Annotated in this window: 16 protein-coding genes; 1 reads left to right on the top strand and 15 read right to left on the bottom strand. The window is 39.6% G+C overall.

The features are described from left to right. Positions 1-19: 19 nt before the first annotated feature. The 4 genes from AB3I34_RS03170 to AB3I34_RS03185 form a co-directional block, all read right to left on the bottom strand. Positions 20-910, bottom strand: a complete 891-nt coding sequence (locus AB3I34_RS03170) for a phosphate ABC transporter substrate-binding protein PstS family protein (protein ID WP_002357425.1) — start codon at positions 908-910, stop codon at positions 20-22. Between the two features lie 110 nt (positions 911-1020). Continuing rightward, a complete protein-coding gene (locus tag AB3I34_RS03175; protein WP_002365726.1) occupies positions 1021-2199 on the bottom strand; it encodes a pyridoxal phosphate-dependent aminotransferase in 1179 nt (392 codons plus the stop codon). Positions 2200-2360: 161 nt separating this feature from the next. After that, positions 2361-5051: an alpha-mannosidase gene (locus tag AB3I34_RS03180; RefSeq protein WP_002386853.1), complete on the bottom strand. Its 2691-nt coding sequence runs from the start codon at positions 5049-5051 to the stop codon at positions 2361-2363. A gap of 11 nt (positions 5052-5062) precedes the next feature. Continuing rightward, the gene (locus AB3I34_RS03185) at positions 5063-6352 is read right to left on the bottom strand and encodes a glycoside hydrolase family 125 protein (RefSeq protein ID WP_002357422.1); all 1290 of its coding nucleotides are present in this window, start codon (positions 6350-6352) and stop codon (positions 5063-5065) included. Between the two features lie 156 nt (positions 6353-6508). On the opposite strand from AB3I34_RS03185, the gene AB3I34_RS03190 reads away from it, so the two are divergent. Further along, a complete protein-coding gene (locus AB3I34_RS03190; protein WP_002360181.1) occupies positions 6509-7555 on the top strand; it encodes a GntR family transcriptional regulator in 1047 nt (348 codons plus the stop codon). Between the two features lie 188 nt (positions 7556-7743). Here the strand turns inward: AB3I34_RS03190 and AB3I34_RS03195 are convergent, their stop codons facing one another. The 11 genes from AB3I34_RS03195 to AB3I34_RS03245 all read right to left on the bottom strand — a co-directional run bounded on the left by AB3I34_RS03195 (position 7744) and on the right by AB3I34_RS03245 (position 20535). Then, positions 7744-8673 (bottom strand): LysR family transcriptional regulator, encoded by a 930-nt coding sequence (locus AB3I34_RS03195; protein WP_002361904.1) that lies wholly within the window; start codon positions 8671-8673, stop codon positions 7744-7746. An 18-nt stretch (positions 8674-8691) separates the two neighbouring features. Beyond that, complete coding sequence (locus tag AB3I34_RS03200) at positions 8692-9390, bottom strand: carbonic anhydrase (protein ID WP_002414038.1); 699 nt, start codon at positions 9388-9390, stop codon at positions 8692-8694. Positions 9391-9587: 197 nt separating this feature from the next. Beyond that, complete coding sequence (gene pyrE, locus AB3I34_RS03205; RefSeq protein WP_002357418.1) at positions 9588-10220, bottom strand: orotate phosphoribosyltransferase; 633 nt, start codon at positions 10218-10220, stop codon at positions 9588-9590. Position 10221: 1 nt separating this feature from the next. Next, on the bottom strand, positions 10222-10935 hold the full coding sequence (pyrF, locus tag AB3I34_RS03210; protein WP_010712510.1) for an orotidine-5'-phosphate decarboxylase: 714 nt from the start codon (positions 10933-10935) through the stop codon (positions 10222-10224). After that, complete coding sequence (locus AB3I34_RS03215; RefSeq protein WP_002377282.1) at positions 10925-11863, bottom strand: dihydroorotate dehydrogenase; 939 nt, start codon at positions 11861-11863, stop codon at positions 10925-10927. The genes pyrF and AB3I34_RS03215 overlap by 11 nt, the downstream gene beginning before the upstream one ends. Continuing rightward, the gene (locus AB3I34_RS03220; protein WP_002365731.1) at positions 11860-12651 is read right to left on the bottom strand and encodes a dihydroorotate dehydrogenase electron transfer subunit; all 792 of its coding nucleotides are present in this window, start codon (positions 12649-12651) and stop codon (positions 11860-11862) included. Before AB3I34_RS03220 ends, AB3I34_RS03215 begins: the two co-directional genes overlap by 4 nt. Positions 12652-12758: 107 nt before the next feature. After that, complete coding sequence (carB, locus tag AB3I34_RS03225; RefSeq protein WP_010712511.1) at positions 12759-15941, bottom strand: carbamoyl-phosphate synthase large subunit; 3183 nt, start codon at positions 15939-15941, stop codon at positions 12759-12761. Beyond that, entirely contained in the window at positions 15941-17020 is a 1080-nt protein-coding gene (locus AB3I34_RS03230; RefSeq protein ID WP_002360175.1) for a carbamoyl phosphate synthase small subunit, read from the bottom strand. Before AB3I34_RS03230 ends, carB begins: the two co-directional genes overlap by 1 nt. A gap of 2 nt (positions 17021-17022) precedes the next feature. Then, a complete protein-coding gene (locus AB3I34_RS03235) occupies positions 17023-18306 on the bottom strand; it encodes a dihydroorotase (RefSeq protein ID WP_002364044.1) in 1284 nt (427 codons plus the stop codon). Between the two features lie 8 nt (positions 18307-18314). Beyond that, positions 18315-19241, bottom strand: a complete 927-nt coding sequence (locus tag AB3I34_RS03240; RefSeq protein ID WP_002357411.1) for an aspartate carbamoyltransferase catalytic subunit — start codon at positions 19239-19241, stop codon at positions 18315-18317. 13 nt (positions 19242-19254) lie between these two features. Beyond that, positions 19255-20535 carry a solute carrier family 23 protein gene (locus tag AB3I34_RS03245; RefSeq protein WP_002357410.1) on the bottom strand — a complete coding sequence of 427 codons (1281 nt, stop codon included), beginning with the start codon at positions 20533-20535 and terminating at the stop codon, positions 19255-19257. Between the last annotated feature and the right edge of the window lie 5 nt (positions 20536-20540).

Raw genomic sequence — 20540 nt, forward strand, 5'->3', positions numbered from 1 at the left:
ATTGGCTGAGTTTTTTTGTTTATTTTTCAGTTACTTTTCCATTTACATCACGTTCTACTTGCATGTCTGTGATGGCTAAATAACCTAAGTCTTTGACAATTGTTTTTTGAACATCATCGGTGACCATATAGTCTAAGAAGGCTTTTACTTCTTTATTAGGCTCCCCTTTTGTATACATATGTTCATAAGACCAGATTTTCCATGAATTGTCTTTCACGTGTTCTTCTTTTGGTTCAACACCATCAATGCTTAAGGCAACAGTGGAATCATCCATATAAGAAAAAGCTAAATAGCTGATTGCTCCTGGTGTTTGTTCAACAATTTTACGAACTGTTCCCGAAGAATCTTGTTCTTGTGATTGAACTGGTTTAGCTCCATCTAAGCCCCATTTTTCAAATGTTGCTCGGGTGCCACTTCCGTTTGCGCGGTTTATTACGACGATTTCTTGATCTTTGCCGCCCACTTCTTTCCAGTTTTTGACTTTGCCAGTAAAGACATCAATCAATTGTTGCTTCGTTAAATTCTTCACGCCGACTTCTTTGTTGACCACTGGTCCCATACCGACCACGGCCACCCGATGATCGACTAATTTAGAGGCATCCACGCCATCTTTCTCTTCGGCAAACACATCGGAATTTCCAATGGTCACTGCGCCATCTGCAACTTGCGAAAGTCCTGTTCCGCTGCCGCCACCTTGGACAGAAACTGTATAATTAGGATGTTCTTGTGTAAATTGATCTTTCGCAGCATCTACTAACGGTTGTAAAGCGGTGGAACCAACAGCGACAATTTTAACTGGTTTGTTACTATCCGCTTCGCTGGATTTTTCAGTTGTGCCTCCTTGAGCTCCGCACCCAGTTAATAATAACCCTAGACTCAGCATAGTTGCTGCAATTACACGTTTTTTCATCTTTGCACTTCCTTTTCAATTAGTTACAAGTTTAGTCTACCAAGACTCTGTTAATTCTGTTTCAATTAAATGTAAATAAAAGGTAAAGGTGTGTAAAGAATCTATAAAGGCTAGTGCGTTACGCGTTGTGTCGCCATGTAATGTGCAATTCGTTCCATGGCCGTTGTTAATTTATCCATATCGGACGCATAACTAATTCGGACGTATCCTTCTGCTTCTGGGCCAAAAGAAATACCTGGAATCAACGCTACTGCTTCTTTTTGCGCTAAATCAATACAAAATTTCATAGAATCTTGTTCATAACCAGTAGGAATCTTAGCAAAAATATAAAAGGCCCCATTTGGACGCGCAACCTCAAACCCCAATTGAGTCATCTGTTCATAAACAAAATCGCGCCGTTTCCGATACTCTTCTTTCATAATTTCAGCATCATGCATTCCTTCGATTAGGGCACGAACAGCCGCTTTTTGAGACACAGTTGCAGCCGCAGTAACTAAATACTGATGAACTTTAATGATCTCCGCTGTTAAAATCGCTGGTGCAAAAATAAAGCCAATCCGCCAGCCTGTCATGGCATGTGATTTCGACAAACCGTTAATTAAAATCGTTTGGTCACGTAACATTTCAGCAATCGAAACATGACTCTCATCATAAGTTAACTCACTATAAATTTCATCACTAATCACAAAAATGTCGTATTTTTTTAGAACATCAGCAATTGCTTGCAACTCTTGGCGGTTATAGGTGACACCAGTTGGGTTGCTAGGATAATTTAAAATAATTGCTTTGACTTGTTCCCCATGCTCGGCCATTGCCGCTTCAATCATTTCAGGGGTCAAGACAAAATCGTTGTCTCGTGTATCCAAATATACCGGTTCCGCCCCCGCCAATGTAATAATTGGTTCATACCCTGGGTAAATAGGTGCTGGCAATAGCACTTTGTCACCTTGTTCTAAAATTGCTAATAACGAAGCTGAAATCGCTTCTGTTGCTCCAACTGTTACTAAAATTTCTGTCGCAGGCTGGTAAGTCAAATGGTACTTTTCTTTCATAAAATAAGCGGCTGCTTCACGGACATCTAATAAACCAGACATCCCTGTATAATGAGAAAAATTCGCATCAATTGCTTCTTTGGCTGCTTTTTTGACATGCTCAGGTGTGTTAAAATCCGGCTCTCCTAGCGTTAATTTTAAAATACCTTCAATTCCTGAGACTTGTTCGTCAAATTGACGAATTAAAGAAACAGCAATTTTATTTACTTGACGATTAAAACGATTGGTTAAATCCATTTAGCTTCACTCCTTCAGTTGACGTTATAGTAGCACAAATTGACCGTAAAATGAATGATTTTCTCATTGTTTCGCTAGATTTTTATTATAAATATCTCAAAAAAACGACAGAAAAGAAAATAGGAGAACTTTGTCCTTTTCAACAAAGTTCTCCTATTTATTTATTTTTCGAAACGCCATGTCCGAATTTCAAACGGACGTAATGGTGCATCAACTTCTATCGCTGGTGTCAACGGTTCTTCTAATACATTTGTTAAACAAGTCGCTGGTTGTGTCTCTTTGTGAAGTTCACAAGGAATATTTTGCGCTGTTAGATTAAAGCCACGAACGACTAAATGATTTGTTTGCTCTTGACGTTTAACGGCTGTCCAACCAATTGGTCCTTCTGCCGTTGTCAAGTAGACATGGTTCGGTGCTAGTTTACCTTCATGACGCGCAGTAGTAGCTGCAGTAAAAGGAATTTGTGCACTATAGGCTTGTTGATACGTAGCAAAGCGTTCTTCTGGTTTTCCATGCAATGACAAACCATATTTAAAGGTATATTCTCCTTGGCATTGTGCTTCTGGTGTCGCAAAATAGCCCCAATCACCTAGTTCGCCAACACAACGAATTAATGTGACCGCAATGGTTCCATCTGCTAAGACTTCATACTCATTTAAGCCTTCATTGAAGATAGTCACGCCTTTGTTTTGGTCATGAACATTCACAAACGCTTGTTGGTGCTGCGGGTTTGTTGGATTTTCCCATGTGTCGCTTACTTGATTTGGTCGTGTCACGACTTCATAAATACTATCCGCTTCGTGTGTTTCTGTGACCATGCCAGTTGGGAAAAGCACGCGTAAACGATGATCTTTGATTTGATTATTAATGGTTGTTTCAAAGAACAATTGGTTACTTTCTTTGATCATTGTAACCACTGTCGTTATTTCGAACGGGCGAAGCGTCGTTGAACGTTGTGCAAGGCGTTCTCTAAACTCACGAACAGCCTTTTGTTCTTCTTCTAATCGTTCATCTGCCGCAACTGGTAACATGACGGTTTGTTTAATTTGATAACTTGCTTTTACAGGGGAATTTTCTTTATTCGTGATTTCAGCCGTTACATTTTCGGTTGTAATTCCTTGGTCTTCGGTCGGTTTGAAAAAGATATATTCATTCCCAATGTCGCCAGTATCTTCAAATGTTAACAATTTTGAAAATGTTTCTCCTGTTTTTTTGTCAGCAATGGTTAAGCTACCATTGTTTTCAATTTTCACTTGAATAAATTCGTTTTCCATTTCATTTGTTGCTGGTTGAGCCAAAAGACTTCCTTCAAAAGCTTTCGTTTCTCCTTGAATCAATGCAAAGCTATCCCAAGAGAATGGCGCCATTTCTTTGACAGATAATTCGACCGTTAAGTATTTGGCCATGTACGGTTGACGGAAAGCATCTTTAGGTAAATCGTAACCAAAACGAACATCTTCTTTGACAATACGGCTTGCAACGGCTTTTCCAGTTGGATCAATCACTTGATAATCTGGGGTGGCTTTTTGTTTTAATTCATGATAAAGATCTTCAGGTTTTCCTGTATAAAATGGCAATCGTTCAATCTCCACTTCCACAGTGACAACCTCCGTTTTCTGATAGCCACTAGTATTAAATAAAACAAACGGGTGCGCTTTTTCTGGGAAAACACTTGTATCAATTGCTTCTGTTAATTGTCGTGTTGCTTCATCTGCTAAGAAATGCCCGACATCATTGGCATTTTCAAAGCGAGTCATCATGCCTCGGTGAACCTCGTCGACAGAACAGCCACAAATACTATCGTGCGGATGGTTTTGAAGCAATGTTTTCCAAGCATAATCAAATTGGTCATGTGGGTAGTCGCCAGTTACTTCGTAAGCCATTGCTGCTAAAGGTTCTGCGATATTTTCTAATTGGCGTTGGACTTTTGTGTTCCACTGTTTTAAATAGACGCGAGCAGAAGAAGTATTGGCTAATGTGTACCAGCCATCCGTTTCTTGACTCGTTAATTCACCTGTTACTGTTCCTAAATCTTCTGGTAACTCCTCTTGAACAGCTTTCAAATAGTCATCGAAATTGGAATGAATAAATTCATATTCTGGGAATAGTTCATTGGCTAAAGCGATGGCCTTAGTAATATCTCTTTGTACCGGTTGGTGGTCGACCCCATTCATCATCAATAAATGGTTTGTGGAAGCGTAACGTTCCACATCAGCCAATTTTTGTTTCCAAAAAGCGATTGCCGCTTCTTTTTCTGAAGGAATTTCGTTCCCGTTACTATACCAGTTCGCAAAAAGCAAGCCGAAAATTTTGGTTTGGTCCGGACCTTCCCACCACATTTCAGAATATTGTGAGCTATAGTCGCTTTCTAAGACTTGATTATCAAAGCCAATCGGTTTCACCCCACGTCCAAAGGCAGCCGCAGGCAGATTTGCTAATTGCATCATTTGAGGCGTTTGACCCATGTTACCAAATGTATCCGGGAAGTAACCTAATTGAACTGGTGCTCCCCATTTTTGACTTTCTAAATGCCCAATCAGCATGTTTCGAACATTGGATTCAGAGCTAATTAAAAAGTCATCTTGTAAAATATAAAATGGTCCGATTTTTAGTTTGCCTGCTTGGACAGCTTTTTTTACAGCTTCTTTTTTCTCTGGGCGAACTTGTAAATAGTCGTCTAAGATAATCGTTTGTCCATCTAAATGGAAACTGTTAAACTCTGGATCATTTTCAATTAAATCTAATACATTATCCACTAATTCAATTAAGCGCATATGATGTTCTTCATAAGGAAGATACCATTCACGATCCCAATGACTATGGGAAACAATATAGACTTTTTTCTTTGTCATCACTTTTCCTCCTATTTTTCCACTCGGATGTCAAAATAATCCATAACTAATTCACAAAACATCATATTAGCCCATGAAAACCATTCTCTTGTATAATTTTCAGGATTATCTACGTCAAAACCTTCATGCATCAAATGAGTCCCCGCATCTGTGGCAACTAATAAATCTAAAATTCGTTCTTTTTCTGCTTTATCTTTGGTTGTCATTCCTTCCATTGCTAAAGCAATCGGCCACACGTAATTTTCTGGTGTATGCGAGCTACCAATCCCTTTCGCGTATTTGCCTTCATAGAAGTAAGGATTTTCTTTACTTAATAAGGTTTGACGCGTTGTTAAATATTGTTCATCCTCTGTTGAACAATAACCCAGATAAGGGGCTGCTACTAAATTGGGAACATTACTGTCATCCATCACGCTTGCATTGCCTAAGCCATCCACTTCATACGCATAAATCGTTTCGTTATTTTGATTTTTTGTTCGTCCAAATGTTTGGATGCCTTCTTCAATCTCTTCTTGTAATTTTTTAGCAATCGCCACAATCGTAGCATCTTCTAAAACATCAGAGAAAATTTCTTGAATATAGCCTAAAATTACGACTGCAAACATGTTAGAAGGAACTAAGTAACCATATTGGCAGGCATCATCACTAGGACGGAAGCCTGACCATGTCATCCCTGTTTTGCCAACTGGTGTTCCTTTCCCTGCTTCAACCAACGTATCTTCTTGACGCCACGTATCTCGTTCAAATAAATAAGGTGACTGTGCGTGATCTTGTTCTGTTGTGAAAACGTTGAGAATTTTTTTGACGCCTTCCACAAAATCTGAATTAAATTGTTCGGTCATCCCAGTATTTTTATAAAGTAAATAGGCTAATTGGACCGGGTAACATAATGAATCAATTTCATATTTCCGTTCCCAAATCCAGCCATTCATTTCGGTCTTATCAGTTTGATGGCCTGCATGATTATCTGTTTCATTAAACGCATTGGCATAAGGATCAATGCAAATATAACGAAACTGGCGCTTAACCAACCCAGCAATCATTTGAGCAAGGTCTTCGTCTTCTTTCGCAATCACTAAATAGGGACGAACTTGCGCTGTTGAGTCTCTCAACCACATTGCTGGAATATCGCCTGTTAATAAAAAGGTAGTACCATCTTCTTGACGTTTCACTGTTGTTAGTAAAGTATTGGCAAAGGCCGCCTGAAAGTTTTTTGCCCAATCTTGATGTGCTTCACCGCATTTTTCTGTAATTGTCTCCATAAATGTTGCTACGGATTTTGGAACTTCTGTATAAACCATTCTCGTCACCTCTTAAATTTGATATATCATTTCACAATTGAATTATAGCGTTTACATTTCACTTTGTCTAGTGATTTCGATCATTTTTTTCATTTTAAAACCAATTAATTTATGGTAAACTATAAATAAGATATATCTTATTGTGAGGTGAAATGAATGAAGCAACCATTATATCAACAAATTATTGATTATTTACAAAATGAAATTGATTCAGGGCGATTGCCTGTTGGAGCGCAAGTGCCTACCGAAAAAGAATTATCGGCTCAGTTTAACGTCAGTAGAATTACGTCCAAACGAGCGCTAACTGAGTTGGAAACGCAAGGCGTAATCCAACGTCACCAAGGAAAAGGAAGTTTTGTTCAAGCACCAAAGCATCCTCTTCATACCTCTTTAAATAAAGTTCTTTTTTTATTGCCTTTTGCAGACGATTTATCAGTAGGAAATTTCTATAGCGGTTTGGCCCCTACTATTCAAGCAGCTGGTTTAGAAGTCTTTATGACCTCGCCTAATTTTTTGAGAGAGAAAAATGCTGCGGACATTGTGAATGAGTTTGCCGGGCTTGTCTATTATGCTGCTACTAGTAATGACTACCTCGACTTATTGTTTGAGTTGGCTTTGATGAATTTTCCAGTCGTTGTCTTGGATAAAAAGATCCATGATTTACCTTTTGCAACCATTCAATCAGACAACTTTGCTGGTGGTAAAACAGCAACCGAACGCTTAATTGGCTTAGGACATACAAAAATTGGATATATCCTTTCAGGAAGTCCGGCCCTACAATCCGTTCGGCAACGTTATTTAGGTTATCTCCAAGCTTTAAAAGAAGCCAATCTGGCGTTCCATACAGCAATCACGGAAACCAATCTCTTAGATGAACACAACTTTAAACAGTATTTTGAGGCGCACCAACTCACAGCCGTGGTCTGCGATAATGACTTCAGCGCGTTACATTGTTTACGAAACTGTAAAAACCTAGGTATTCATGTGCCAGAAGAATTATCGATTATTGGTTTTGACGATATTCAAGCAGCAGCATTTGTCGAACCGCCATTAACAACCATGGCGCAAGACTTTAAAGAAATGGGAAAACTAGCTGGTGAAGTGTTATTACAAACGATGCAACAAGACATTCAAATCATAGAAGACATTCAAGTACCTGTCACATTAATTGAAAGAGAAACCATTTCTACTGTTTCAAAATGAGCCAAAAAAGAAGAGCGTGGGACAAAAATCACTTTGGATTTTGGCTCCACGCTCAAAAACTAATAAACGGCGGGAACAGAAGCAACTCCTTCGGAAATAAGCCGAAATTCTCCAAAAATTAAAGAACAATTTTCGGAAATTCCTTCTTATTTCTCGGAGTTAAACACTTCTGTCCCGACCTCTTCTTTTTATTCCTTAGTGCTAAACGTTTTGGTATCTACCTCTTTTTTAAACAACGCTTTTAGTTCTTTGATAAAGTAGCGACCAATCGGACTGATTTCCCGATTTTTGGGAAAGAGTAAACAAATACGATTTTCCAAAGCTGGCGCCAATGGCACTAACCGAATTTCTTTCTTCGTAAAACCCGTTACGACACCTGAACCAGAAGCATAAGCATTGGTTTCTACCAACAAATTCATCAAGGTTCCACGATCCGTAGTATGAATGACCGATTCCTGTTCAGGAATTTCAACTAAATCTTCAGAAAAATAGGAAAAATTGCTTCCTTCTTGATTAAAGCGAACTTGTGGATAGGGAACTAATTCCTCTAAATGAATTTCTTTTTGCTTGGCTAAAGGATGATGATTTCCTAAAAAAATGTGTGTATTAAAAGTACTAATTACCTCGTAGGCTAGATTAGCTTGTTCTAAATACCGTTCAATACTGACACTATTTTGTTCATTTAAATAAATAATCCCCAATTCACTGTGAAATCCTTTGACGTCTTCAATTACTTTTAAGGTTGTGGTTTCAAAGACACGAAAATCTTTATATTGATCCCCATACTTTTTAAGAACTTTGGCAATTACCTCACCTAAAAAATCGTAATGTTGTGAAGAGATGGAGAATCGTTCGCTGGTCACTGTCTCGCGATAGCGATTTTCCAATAACTCCATTTGAACTAAGACTTTCTCTGCTTGTTCTAAAAAAACCATTCCTTCTTCTGTTAAAAAAGCGCCCTTATTGGTACGTAAAAAGAGGGAAATTCCTAGTTCTTCTTCTAATTCCCGAATACTATTTGACAAGCTAGGTTGTGTAATAAATAGTTTTTTGGCTGCTTCCCGAAAACTCCCATTGTTAGCTATGGCAGCAACATACTTCATTTGTTGAATATTCAACACTTTTTCCTCCACACACTAATCATTTGAAAAATAAATCTTACGCCCATTCAACGGCTGAAGGGGCCGATTGTTAAAGGCCAACATACCTTCCTTGATCTTATTTAAAAAAGCTTGATCCATTTTTTGAATGGTATCAAATACAAACCATTTCACTGGACCCTTAGTTGGCGGTGTTGTTAACGAGCCTACATAATGGTAGTGTAGACGCTCCTCTGGTAAAAAGATTGACGGATTAAACCATTGTTGGTGCGTGCCGTTTTCCCAGTCCATCGGATGATTCGCTTCTGAAAAACGATTTTCTTCCTCTGTGATGGTAAACAGGCAACCGACAACTAAATTTTCGCCAGCATCATTCATATGAACCAAATGGAATTCTAGCGGATACTGCTTTCCCGACAGCAAATGTTCGCTAGGCATATGAAAATGGATATCGGTTAAATGATACGCAACATTTTCAAACATTACGTAACTTTCCGTATTTGGTGGTACAAAATGAAACGTATTTTTGAATTCCTTTTCAGTGAATTCTTCTTTTTTATAATGAAACGTAATCTGAGAATTTATTGTCTCAGCACTTTCTTTTTCTAAAGCAATTGGCGATTGATAAGCAAACTTAGCACCTTCTGCAAACCAGTCACATAGCGTATGCCAATGTTCTGGTCCATCGTTGCCTGTATAGCTCCATTCAACGTCCATATTTTTTATTTTTTTCATACACTCTTCCTTCATTTCCACATAGTAATCAGGTAAAACTCATGTTAAAACTCTATCCTAACATCTTTTCTACGTCAAACAAAAGAACTTAGATCATTACGCGCCTCGGCAAATGACCTAAGTTCTCCTACCGTTAAATCTGGTTACTGAAAATGATACTAAAAATCAGACGACAAGAACCATCTTTAGTTCAACGGTTATTTGCCCCAGTTTTCAGGATCTTTTTTCCATTCTTGTAATAAGGTAACATCTTTTTCTTCGATATAATTTGCTTCTAATGCAGCATCAATTAAAGTTGAATAATTGGTTAACGTTAGTAACGTCATCTGTTTATCTGCAAAATTTGCCGTTCCTTTGGGTAACTCATAAGTGAAGATTGCCGCAACGCCTAAAACCGTTGCTCCTTCACGTTCCGCCGCTTCTGCCGCTTCTAACACGCTACCGCCGGTTGAAATTAAATCCTCGATAACTACCATTTTTTGTCCTTCAGAAATTCGGCCTTCAATTTGATTCCCTTTGCCGTGATCTTTGGCTTTACTGCGGATATAAACCATTGGTAATCCTAAAATATCGGCTACCCATGCCGCATGTGGAATCCCTGCGGTAGCTGTCCCAGCAATCACTTCGACTTCTGGGAAAGTCTCTTTAATTTTTGCCGCTAAGCCTTCTGCAATTTCTTTACGCACAGCAGGATAACTCATCGTGATACGGTTATCACAATAAATCGGGCTTTTTATGCCACTAGCCCAAGTAAAAGGCTCATTAGGGTTTAAAAATACCGCTTCAATATCTAATAAATCTTTGGCAATCTTTTTTGCTACTTTTGTCATGTTACTTTCCGCTCCAGTCTTTTTTGATTTCTTGATAGGCTTCATAAGGATTTTCTGCTTGGGTAATAGGTCGGCCAACAACGATATATGTGGACCCGATTTCGCGAGCATGTTGCGGCGTAACGACCCGTTGCTGGTCACCTACCGCACTTCCCGCTGGGCGAATACCAGGTGTTAAGCAAATAAACGTCTGCTTGGTTGCTTCTTGAATACCACGTGCTTCTAAGGCCGAGCAAACCACGCCATCCAGACCCGCTTTTTCCGCACATTTAGCATAATGAATGACACTTGTCTCTAAAGGAACGTTGATTAATTGATCGTGGTGCATCTCTTCTTCACTAGTAGAAGTCAACTGGGTTACAGCAATTAACTCAGGAACCTTAGCGCCTGGCTGAGTCCCTTTGATTAGACCTTCCTTAGCTGCTTGCATCATTCGAACGCCCCCTGCTGCATGGACATTGGTAATGGCAACGCCTAATTTTGCTAAATTTGTCATCGCTTTTTCCACAGTATTCGGAATATCATGTAATTTTAAATCCAAGAAAACATCGTGTCCTTGTTCTTTAAGCCAGCGAACAATCGCTGGTCCTTCTGCGTAAAAAAGTTCCATCCCCACTTTAACAAACAAGTCTTCTTCCTTAGGGAATTTTTCTAAAAAAACAGCCACTTCTTTTTGCGTGGGAAAATCTAACGCAATAATTGGTCTATCGTGCATTTTGCTGCCCCTCTCTCACTTCTTTAATTAATTGTTCCAACGATTCAATGCCTAACTCTTCCATTCGCTTAGGTAATCCGTCAATCAACTTCGGACAAATATATGGATCTGTAAAGTTGGCCGTACCAACCCCCACAGCGCTAGCACCTGCCATGAACATTTCCAAGACATCGTCCACTGTTTGAACACCGCCCATTCCAATAATTGGCAACTGAGAAACACTGGCTACTTGTCGGATTAAGCGAATGGCAACAGGTTTAATGGCTGGGCCAGATAGTCCACCAGTTTGATTGGCTAAAATAGGTTTTCTCGTTTTTAAATCAATGCGCATCCCTAGCAATGTATTAATCATAGAAAAACCGTCTGCGCCCCCTGCTTCAATTGCTTGGGCGATCGGCACAATGTCCGTTACGTTTGGTGATAGTTTAACATAAATCGGAACAGAGGCGACTTTTTTGACTGCTTGTGTTAATTGAAAAGCAATGTCTGGATCTGTACCAAAAGCTATGCCGCCATGTTTCACATTAGGACAGGAAATATTCAGTTCAATTGCTTTGACGTTAGGCGCTTGCCCAATTTTTGCGCAAACAGCCACATAGTCCTCTTCGCAAGCACCTGCAACATTTGCGATAATCGGTAAGTTAGGGTATTTTTCTAATTTCGGTAATTTTTCTTGCATCACCACTTCTAAACCTGGATTCTGCAATCCAATGGCATTTAGCATACCACTAGGTGTTTCAGCTACACGTGGTGTGGGATTTCCATATCGTGCTTGGGGCGTTGTTGCCTTAATCATAATTGAACCTAATTGATCAAGGTCATAATAGTTAGCATATTCTTCCCCGAACCCAAAGCAACCACTGGCGGGAATAATTGGATTTTTTAATGTTAAACCTGGAATTGAAACAGCTAAAGGATTTTTCATCATAAGATAACCTCACTTGCTTTAAAAATCGGACCTTCATCACAGACCTTGACACTTTTTGCTCCAGTAGTGTCTCCTTTTTTATGGCAAACGCAGGCATAGCAAGCCCCAATTCCACAGGCCATCCGTTCTTCTAAAGAAAGGTAAACGTGTGGATGTGTTGGAAATAAAGAATCAATTGCTTTTAACATACCATTCGCACCACAAGCATAAACTGCATCAGGGATCCGTCCTTTTGCTAACGCTTCTGACAATAAACGGCCCACGTTGCCATGAGCGCCAAACGAGCCGTCATCTGTGGCAAAATGTGTTTCTCCTAATGCCATAAATTCTTGTTGGTAATAAGCAACCTCTTTTGATGCATAACCAAGAAAATGAATCACTTTCACGCCTTTTTCATTGAGTTGTTTTGATAATTCATACAATGGGGGAATCCCGATTCCTCCGCCAACGATAAAAGCAGTTTGACCAGCTGCTACGGTAGTTATATCAAAGCCGTTTCCTAAAGGACCTAAAATATCTAATTGTTCACCAGCCTTCATGGTGGCAAACACTTCCGTTCCAGCGCCTTCGACTCGATAAATCAAACGACAGGTTTCGTTCGAATGATCAATTTGGTTGATGCTAATCGGTCGCCGCAAAAGTAAATCTGCACGCGGAACCTTGATATGCACAAACTGTCCAGGTCGTGTCATCTCTTTCACTAACTCGCCTTGTAAGTCTAACTGATAAATCCGTGGCGCTAACTGTTTTTGAGCTACAATGGTCATCATTTCTTGCTTTCTCTGCATCAGTATCCTTCACTCCTTTATTCTCTGATTCCCCTATAAATGATTTTCTATTTCTTCGTAAAAGAATCTGGAACAGTCCTCCTCAGACGATTGTTCCAGATTTTTGCTTAAATGGCTTCTGTCGTAAAGGCTCTTGATTCTAAAACTTTTAAAATCGCATTTGCTGTATCAAGTGAGGTAAACAATGGAATCCCATGTTCGACTGCTTCCCGACGGATTGAAAACCCATCTTGGTTGGCACTGGAACGATTTTTATCCATGGTATTGATTACCACTTGTGCATTCCCATTACGAATGACATCCAGCACGGTTTCCCCTTCAGGATTAGAAATTTTCGTCACTTTCTTAACAGGCAACTGATGCTTCGCTAAAAAGTCAGCGGTTCCTTCCGTTGCGACTAAACTATAGCCAATTGCTGAAAAACGCTTAGCAATTTCTAACGCCTCTTCTTTTGTTTCATCAGCAATGGTGAAAAGTACAGCCCCATAACTTGGCAAATGCAAGCCAGATGCTTCAAAGGCTTTATACAAGGCTTTTTCTAAATAATAATCACTACCCATAACTTCTCCGGTTGATTTCATTTCAGGCCCTAAGTACGTATCTACTTTTTGTAGTTTCGTAAAGGAGAATACAGGGGCTTTCACATGAACTTGTTTACTTTCAGGATATAACCCATCTTGATATCCTAGGTCAGTCAGTTTCTCACCAAGAATCGCTTTTGTAGCAACTTGGGCCATCGGAATCCCTGTGATTTTACTTAAGAAAGGAACTGTTCGACTCGCACGAGGATTCACTTCAATCACATAAACACGATTTTCATGAATAACAAATTGAATATTCATCATGCCTACACAGTTTAAACCAAGTGCCAGTTTTTTTGTATAATCGGCAATTGTTGCTTGAATTTCTTGAGAAAGATACTGCGGTGGATAAACCGCCATTGAATCGCCAGAATGCACGCCAGCTCGTTCAATATGTTCCATAATCCCTGGAATTAGTACTGTTTCACCATCACAAATGGCATCAACTTCACATTCCTGTCCCAATAAATAGCTATCAACCAAGACAGGATGTTCTGGAGAAGCTTTGACTGCGTGTCGCATATAATCTTCCAAATCCTTTTGATTTTCGACAATTTCCATTGCACGACCACCTAAAACATAACTTGGACGCACTAAAACGGGATAGCCGATACGATCAGCAATCACGACTGCTTCTTCTGCACTTGTGGCTGTATCTCCTGGTGGTTGAGGAATCGCTAACTCTTGCAAAGCTTGTTCAAATAAATCACGATTTTCCGCACGATCTAAATCTTCAATCGTTGTTCCAAGAATTTTAACGCCTTGTTTTGTGAGCGGCTCAGCTAAATTAATCGCTGTTTGTCCACCAAATTGGACGATCACGCCAATCGGATTTTCTAAATCAATCACATTCATGACGTCTTCTAAAGTTAATGGCTCAAAGTATAATTTATCAGAAACAGAGAAATCTGTTGAAACTGTTTCAGGATTACTATTCATAATAATTGCTTCATAACCAGCCGCTTGGATCGCTTTGACAGAATGAACCGTTGCATAATCAAACTCGACCCCTTGACCAATGCGAATGGGACCAGAACCTAATACTAGTACAGAAGGCTTTTTCGAAACATTGCTTTCGTTTTCCACTTCATACGTGCTATAAAAATAAGGCGTGTGTGATTCAAACTCTGCAGCACACGTATCGACCATTTTATAGACGGGCACAATTTGATTGGCTCTGCGGAAGTCAGCGATGGCTTGTTCTGTTTGTCCCCAAAGTGCTGCGATTTTCCGATCAGAAAAGCCATTTTGTTTGGCTTCTTTCAAGACAGCTACGTTGTCCACGTGACTTTCAAGGGTCGTTTCAATTTCGATAATGTGTAAAAGTTTATCCAAGAAGAATAAATCAATTTTCGTTAAACTTTGCAATTCTTCAATGCTATATCCTCTACGAATGGCTTCTGATAAGTAGAACAATCGATCATCTTGCGCATGAACCATTTTCTTCGTTAATTCTAAATCACTGACATGACTTAGTTCTTCTAACTCGTTGTGATAAGCACCAATTTCTAAAGAACGAACTGCTTTTAATAAGGATTCTTCAATATTGCGGCCAATTGCCATGACTTCCCCGGTTGCTTTCATTTGCGTTCCTAGTTCTCGAGCACCTTTTTCAAATTTATCAAAAGGCCAACGAGGAATTTTGGAAACAACATAGTCCAAAGCGGGTTCAAATTCGGCATAAGTGGTTCCAGTAACTGGATTTTTCATTTCATCTAATGTTAAACCAACAGCAATTTTTGCAGCTAACTTCGCAATGGGATACCCTGTGGCTTTACTAGCAAGTGCAGATGAGCGAGAAACACGAGGATTAACTTCAATCACATAATAATTAAAGCTATGCGGGTCCAAAGCTAATTGAACATTACAGCCACCTTCAATTTTTAATGCACGAATAATTTTCAAGGACGCATCTCGCAACATTTGGTATTCATAATCTGATAAGGTTTGACTCGGAGCAAAAACAATCGAATCCCCAGTGTGAATGCCGACAGGATCAAAGTTTTCCATGTTACAAACCACAATCGCATTATCAGCCGAGTCACGCATCACTTCATATTCAATTTCTTTAAAACCAGCAATACTTTTTTCAATTAAACATTGTGTAACTGGTGATAATTTCAGACCATTTTCAGCAATTTGGCGGAGTTCTTCTTCCGTATCGCACATGCCGCCGCCTGTTCCACCTAAGGTAAATGCGGGACGAACGATAATTGGATAACCAATTCGTTTGGCAAAAGCCACGGCTTGTTCCACCGTATTGACAATTTCACTTTCTGGAATCGGTTGTTCTAATTCTTCCATCAATTGTTTAAATAAATCACGGTCTTCCGCTTGGTCAATCGCACTGAGCTTTGTTCCTAGCAATTCTACATTTAGCTCATCTAAAATTCCTGATTCCGATAATTCCATCGCCATATTTAATCCAGTTTGACCACCTAATGTTGGTAGAAGAGCATCGGGACGTTCTTTCCGCAAAATTCTTGAGACAAATTCTAAAGTAATCGGTTCAATATAAACATGATCCGCGATTTCTTTATCGGTCATGATGGTTGCTGGATTTGAGTTTACTAAGACAACTTCATACCCTTCTTCTTTTAGCGCTAAACAGGCTTGTGTGCCTGCATAGTCAAATTCTGCTGCTTGTCCAATAATGATTGGTCCTGAACCAATCACCATGATTTTCTTGATGTCCGTTCGTTTTGGCATTAGTTTTGCTCCTTCCATGCATCCATTAATTCCATAAATTCGTCAAATAAATGAAGACCATCGTGCGGTCCTGGAGCCGCATCTGGGTGATATTGCACAGTAAAAGCTGGATAATCTCGATGACGCACGCCTTCAACTGTTCCATCATTGACTTCCACGTGGGTCACAAGTAATTTTTCTGGATCAATTGTTGCTTCATCTACGGCATATCCGTGGTTTTGTGAAGTGAAATCAATGCGTCCTGTTGCAATTTCTCGTACAGGATGATTCAAACCGCGATGTCCAAACTTCATCTTATACGTATCCGCACCATTCGCTAATGAAAATAACTGATGACCTAAGCAGATACCGAAAATTGGAACTTTTCCTTGGATTGCTTGAATCATTTCAATAGCTTCAGGCACATCTTTGGGATCTCCAGGCCCATTTGTCAACATGACACCATCGGGACTTAATTCTAAAATCTCTTCGGCCGTTGTATTATAAGGCAACACGGTTAAGTTGCATTGCCGTTTTGATAATTCTCGCAAAATACTATGTTTCAACCCAAAATCAACGACGACTACATTACGCCCAATACCTGGACTCGGATAAGGCTTAGTGGTGGAGACTTGTGCCACTTGATTTTTCGGCATGACTGTCGCTTTTAATTGATCAAACGCATGCGGCAAATCATCCACGGCATCAATGATGCTCCCTTTCATTGTTCCAGCTGATCGTAATTTACGAGTCAGTGCACGCGTATCAATTCCTGAAATTCCCGGAATCCCTTTGCGCTTTAAAAATTCATCCAAGGTCATTTGTTGACGCCAATTTGAAGCAACCCGCGCATGCTCTTTAACAATGACACCTTTACAGGTTGGTGCAATGGATTCATAATCATCTCGGTTGACCCCGTAATTTCCAACTAATGGATACGTAAAAGTAATCATTTGTCCATTAAAACTTTGGTCAGTAATTGCTTCTTGGTAACCTGTCATGCCAGTAGTAAAAACAACTTCTCCTACTACATTGCCTTCTGCACCAAACGCTTTTCCTTCAAATACTGTTCCGTCTTCTAAAATCAATAACCTTTTCAAACCTACTGCGCCTCCTCCGACCAAGCTAATGCTCCGTCAACAAATGTCATAAGTGTCTTTCCTTTGACTGTCCACCCTGTAAATGGTGTATTGACAGCCATTGATTCAAATGCTTCTGCATCAATTGGTGCAGCTGTTGCTAAGTCAAAAACTGCAATATCTGCTGGTGCACCAATTGTTAGTGTTCCTGCGTTTAATCCAAAAATTTCTGCCGGTTTCACTGCCATCCAATCAATCACTTGTTCTAATGTGAAAATACCTGTTTCGACAAAGTTCGTATAAATCAATTGGAAGGCCGTTTCACTACCGACAATACCAAAAGGTGCGTTTAAAAATGATTGTTGTTTTTCTTCTAAACCATGGGGCGCATGGTCGGTAGCAATACAGTCAATCGTGCCATCTAACAAGCCGTCAATCAATGCTTGTCGATCTGCTAAACCACGTAATGGCGGGTTCATTTTCCAAAACCCTTCGTCACCAGGAATATCCTCATCGACTAAAATTAAATGGTGCGGCGAAACTTCGGCTGTTACGTGAATCCCTGCTTTTTTAGCATCTCGAATAACGCGCACGCTTTCTTCTGTTGAAACATGACAAACATGATAATGAACGCCTGTTTCTTTTGCTAAAGTAATATCCCGAGCAATTTGCGAAGCTTCCGTTGCACTTAAAATCCCTGGTAGGCCTAATTTCTTAGAAACTTCTCCTTCATGCATCACACCACCAAATAATAAAGATTCATCTTCCGTGTGCGCAACAAGTGCCATATTTAATGCAGCCGCTTCTTTCATGGCTAAGTACATCGTTCCTGCCGTTTGGACACCAACACCATCATTCGTAAATGCAAAGGCGCCCGCTTCTTTTAAGGCCTTCTGATTGGTTAAAACTTCACTCCGTAGCTCTTCTGTAATGGGGGCATATTGTAAAACTTTCACGACTGCATCTTTTTGAATTAAGTCGTAAACCTCACTTAATTTTTCAGCCGTATCTGGTACTGGATTCAAATTGGGCATTGCGCAAACCGTAGTAAAACCACCGCGAGCAGCAGCTTTACTACCCGTTTTAATCGTTTCTTTATACGTAAAGCCTGGTTCTCTAAAGTGAACATGCACATCGACCAAGCCTGGCGTGATTAGTTGCCCTTTCGCATCAAACACTTGCTCAAAATCTGCTTCGTCAAACGATTCCCCGATTGCGTGAATCACACCATTTTCTAGCCAAAGTGCTGCCTCAATCAATTGATTCTCTTTTTTGATGATTTTTCCATTCTTAATTAACGTCTTCATTTCTCCACCTAGGCCTTTCCATGTAAAATTGCTTCTAAAATTGCCATGCGCATAAAGACTCCGTTACTCATTTGCGCGACGATTCTTGATTGCAGACTTTCCACTAATTCATCTGCCAGTTCAACATCCCGATTGACTGGCGCTGGATGCATAATAATTGCGTGTTTCTGTAAACGAGTTGCCCGTTCGTTGGTTAAACCATATTCCAAATGATAGCCTTCTTTTGAAAAACTTTCCTTACCATCATGACGTTCGTGCTGCACGCGAAGCAACATCATCACATCGACTTTTTCAACAATTTCATCTAATGGCACATATTGTCCATAGACATCAAACTGATGATCATACCACTCTTCTGGACCTGAAAAATAAATTTCAGCGCCTAAACGGTTTAATAACTGCATATTTGATTTAGCAACGCGAGAATGTGTAATATCTCCCACAATCGCCACTTTCAAGCCTTCAAATCCACCAAATTCTTCATAAATAGTCATCAGATCCAATAAACATTGTGTAGGGTGTTGTCCACTCCCGTCCCCACCGTTAATAATAGAACATTGAATCGTTTTACTTTGAATCAATTCATCGTAATAATTTTCTTTACCATGACGAATGACTGCTACATCTACACCAATTGCCGACATCGTTAGTACTGTGTCGTATAACGTTTCTCCTTTTTGAACAGAACTTCTACTTGCTTCAAACTCAATCACTTCTAAGCCTAATTTTTTCTCAGCTACCTCAAAACTTTTATGTGTTCGAGTACTATTTTCAAAAAACAAGTTTGTTGCAAAATATTGACGTTCTTCTGGGTGCCATTTTGCCCCCTGTTTAAATTCTCCTGCGCGACGGATTAACCCCATGACTTCACGGTCGGTTAAAGCCTCAGCAGTTAAAAGATGTTTTAAACTAATTCGTTCAGATGTAATAATCATTCGTCTAGTCCTCCTACTGTTCTTCGCTACGTGCGTTTTCCGGTAAAATTAAATTCAAAACAATTCCTAAGACGGTTGCTAATGCCATTGAAGACAATTCAAAGGTTCCTACTTTGAAGACTAAGCCACCAATGCCGATAACTAAAATTACTGAAGCAATCAATAAATTCTTTTTCTTATCAAAATTAATCTTATTATCGATTAAGATTTTCAAACCACTTGCGGCAATCACACCGAACAAGACGAAACTAATTCCTGAAATAACTGGTCCTGGGATACTTAGAATCAAGGCACTTAATTTTCCAACAAAGCCTAAAGCTACAGCGAACACCGCGGCTCCACCAATCACGAAGACACTGTGTACTCTTGTAATTGCCAGCACGCCGATATTTTCACCATAACTTGTAACTGGCGGTCCACCAACAAAACCTGCTACAATTTGCGCTAAGCCATCTCCCATTAAAGTTTTAGATAAGCCTGGGTCTTGGAAAAAGTTGCGCTTGGTTAATTTATTCAAGACCATTAAATGACCAATATGTTCTGTCATTGTTACAAAAGCAATTGGTGCCATTGTTGTAATGGCATTTAAATACAATTTCGGTTCATATTGAACAAAAGGTACTTCAAAATTAGGTAAAGCAAACCACGCAGCTTCTTTAATAGGGGTTAAATCAATAATTCCGAAAGCTAAAGCGACTAGGTACCCACTGACAATTCCCAAAAGAATTGGAATTAATCCTAAGAAGCCTTTGAAAAACATGTTGTAAAAAATGGTTAAGCCTAAAGTAATCAAGGCTACGGCAATATATTTAAAATCATAAACGTTGTTGTTATACATTGCGTTATTTGCGGCATTAGCCGCCAAGCCTAAACCGATAACCATCACGACAGGTCCTACAACGATAGGCGGTAAAATTTTATCCAACCAGTCGGAACCAATTTTTTTAATGATTAATGAAACGATTAAGTATACCAAGCCGGTTGTCATAGCACCTTGGGCAATGGCTGGATAACCATCACTCTTCATTAACATCTGCATCGCTGCAATAAAAGCAAAGCTACTGCCGAGATAAGCGGGGATTTTTCCTTTTGTAGTAATCAGATAGACCATTGTTCCTAATCCTGAACTGACTAACGCAATCCCTGGGTCAATTCCCACTAAGATTGGTACTAAAACCGTTGCGCCAAACATCGTAAATAAATGTTGTAAACTTAGGCCAACCCAGTGAAAAGCTTGCGGTCTGTCTTTAATATCTAAGACTGCATCCTCATTTCGAAATTCTTTTTCTGACAACGTTG

The sequence above is a fragment of the Enterococcus sp. C102(2024) genome, from assembly GCF_040888205.1.
Taxonomy (GTDB): Bacteria; Bacillota; Bacilli; order Lactobacillales; family Enterococcaceae; genus Enterococcus; species Enterococcus faecalis.

Excerpts from the sequence above, each read along its gene's own strand:
- AB3I34_RS03190 (WP_002360181.1), top strand. The coding sequence starts at position 6,509 with ATGAAGCAACCATTATATCAACAAATTATTGATTATTTACAAAATGAA.
- AB3I34_RS03240 (WP_002357411.1), bottom strand. The coding sequence starts at position 19,241 with ATGATTATTACATCTGAACGAATTAGTTTAAAACATCTTTTAACTGCT.
- AB3I34_RS03220 (WP_002365731.1), bottom strand. The coding sequence starts at position 12,651 with ATGCAGAGAAAGCAAGAAATGATGACCATTGTAGCTCAAAAACAGTTA.
- pyrF (WP_010712510.1), bottom strand. The coding sequence starts at position 10,935 with ATGCACGATAGACCAATTATTGCGTTAGATTTTCCCACGCAAAAAGAA.
- AB3I34_RS03200 (WP_002414038.1), bottom strand. The coding sequence starts at position 9,390 with ATGAAAAAAATAAAAAATATGGACGTTGAATGGAGCTATACAGGCAAC.
- AB3I34_RS03235 (WP_002364044.1), bottom strand. The coding sequence starts at position 18,306 with ATGAAGACGTTAATTAAGAATGGAAAAATCATCAAAAAAGAGAATCAA.
- pyrE (WP_002357418.1), bottom strand. The coding sequence starts at position 10,220 with ATGACAAAAGTAGCAAAAAAGATTGCCAAAGATTTATTAGATATTGAA.
- AB3I34_RS03175 (WP_002365726.1), bottom strand. The coding sequence starts at position 2,199 with ATGGATTTAACCAATCGTTTTAATCGTCAAGTAAATAAAATTGCTGTT.
- AB3I34_RS03215 (WP_002377282.1), bottom strand. The coding sequence starts at position 11,863 with ATGATGAAAAATCCTTTAGCTGTTTCAATTCCAGGTTTAACATTAAAA.
- carB (WP_010712511.1), bottom strand. The coding sequence starts at position 15,941 with ATGCCAAAACGAACGGACATCAAGAAAATCATGGTGATTGGTTCAGGA.
- AB3I34_RS03180 (WP_002386853.1), bottom strand. The coding sequence starts at position 5,051 with ATGACAAAGAAAAAAGTCTATATTGTTTCCCATAGTCATTGGGATCGT.
- AB3I34_RS03185 (WP_002357422.1), bottom strand. The coding sequence starts at position 6,352 with ATGGTTTATACAGAAGTTCCAAAATCCGTAGCAACATTTATGGAGACA.
- AB3I34_RS03170 (WP_002357425.1), bottom strand. The coding sequence starts at position 910 with ATGAAAAAACGTGTAATTGCAGCAACTATGCTGAGTCTAGGGTTATTA.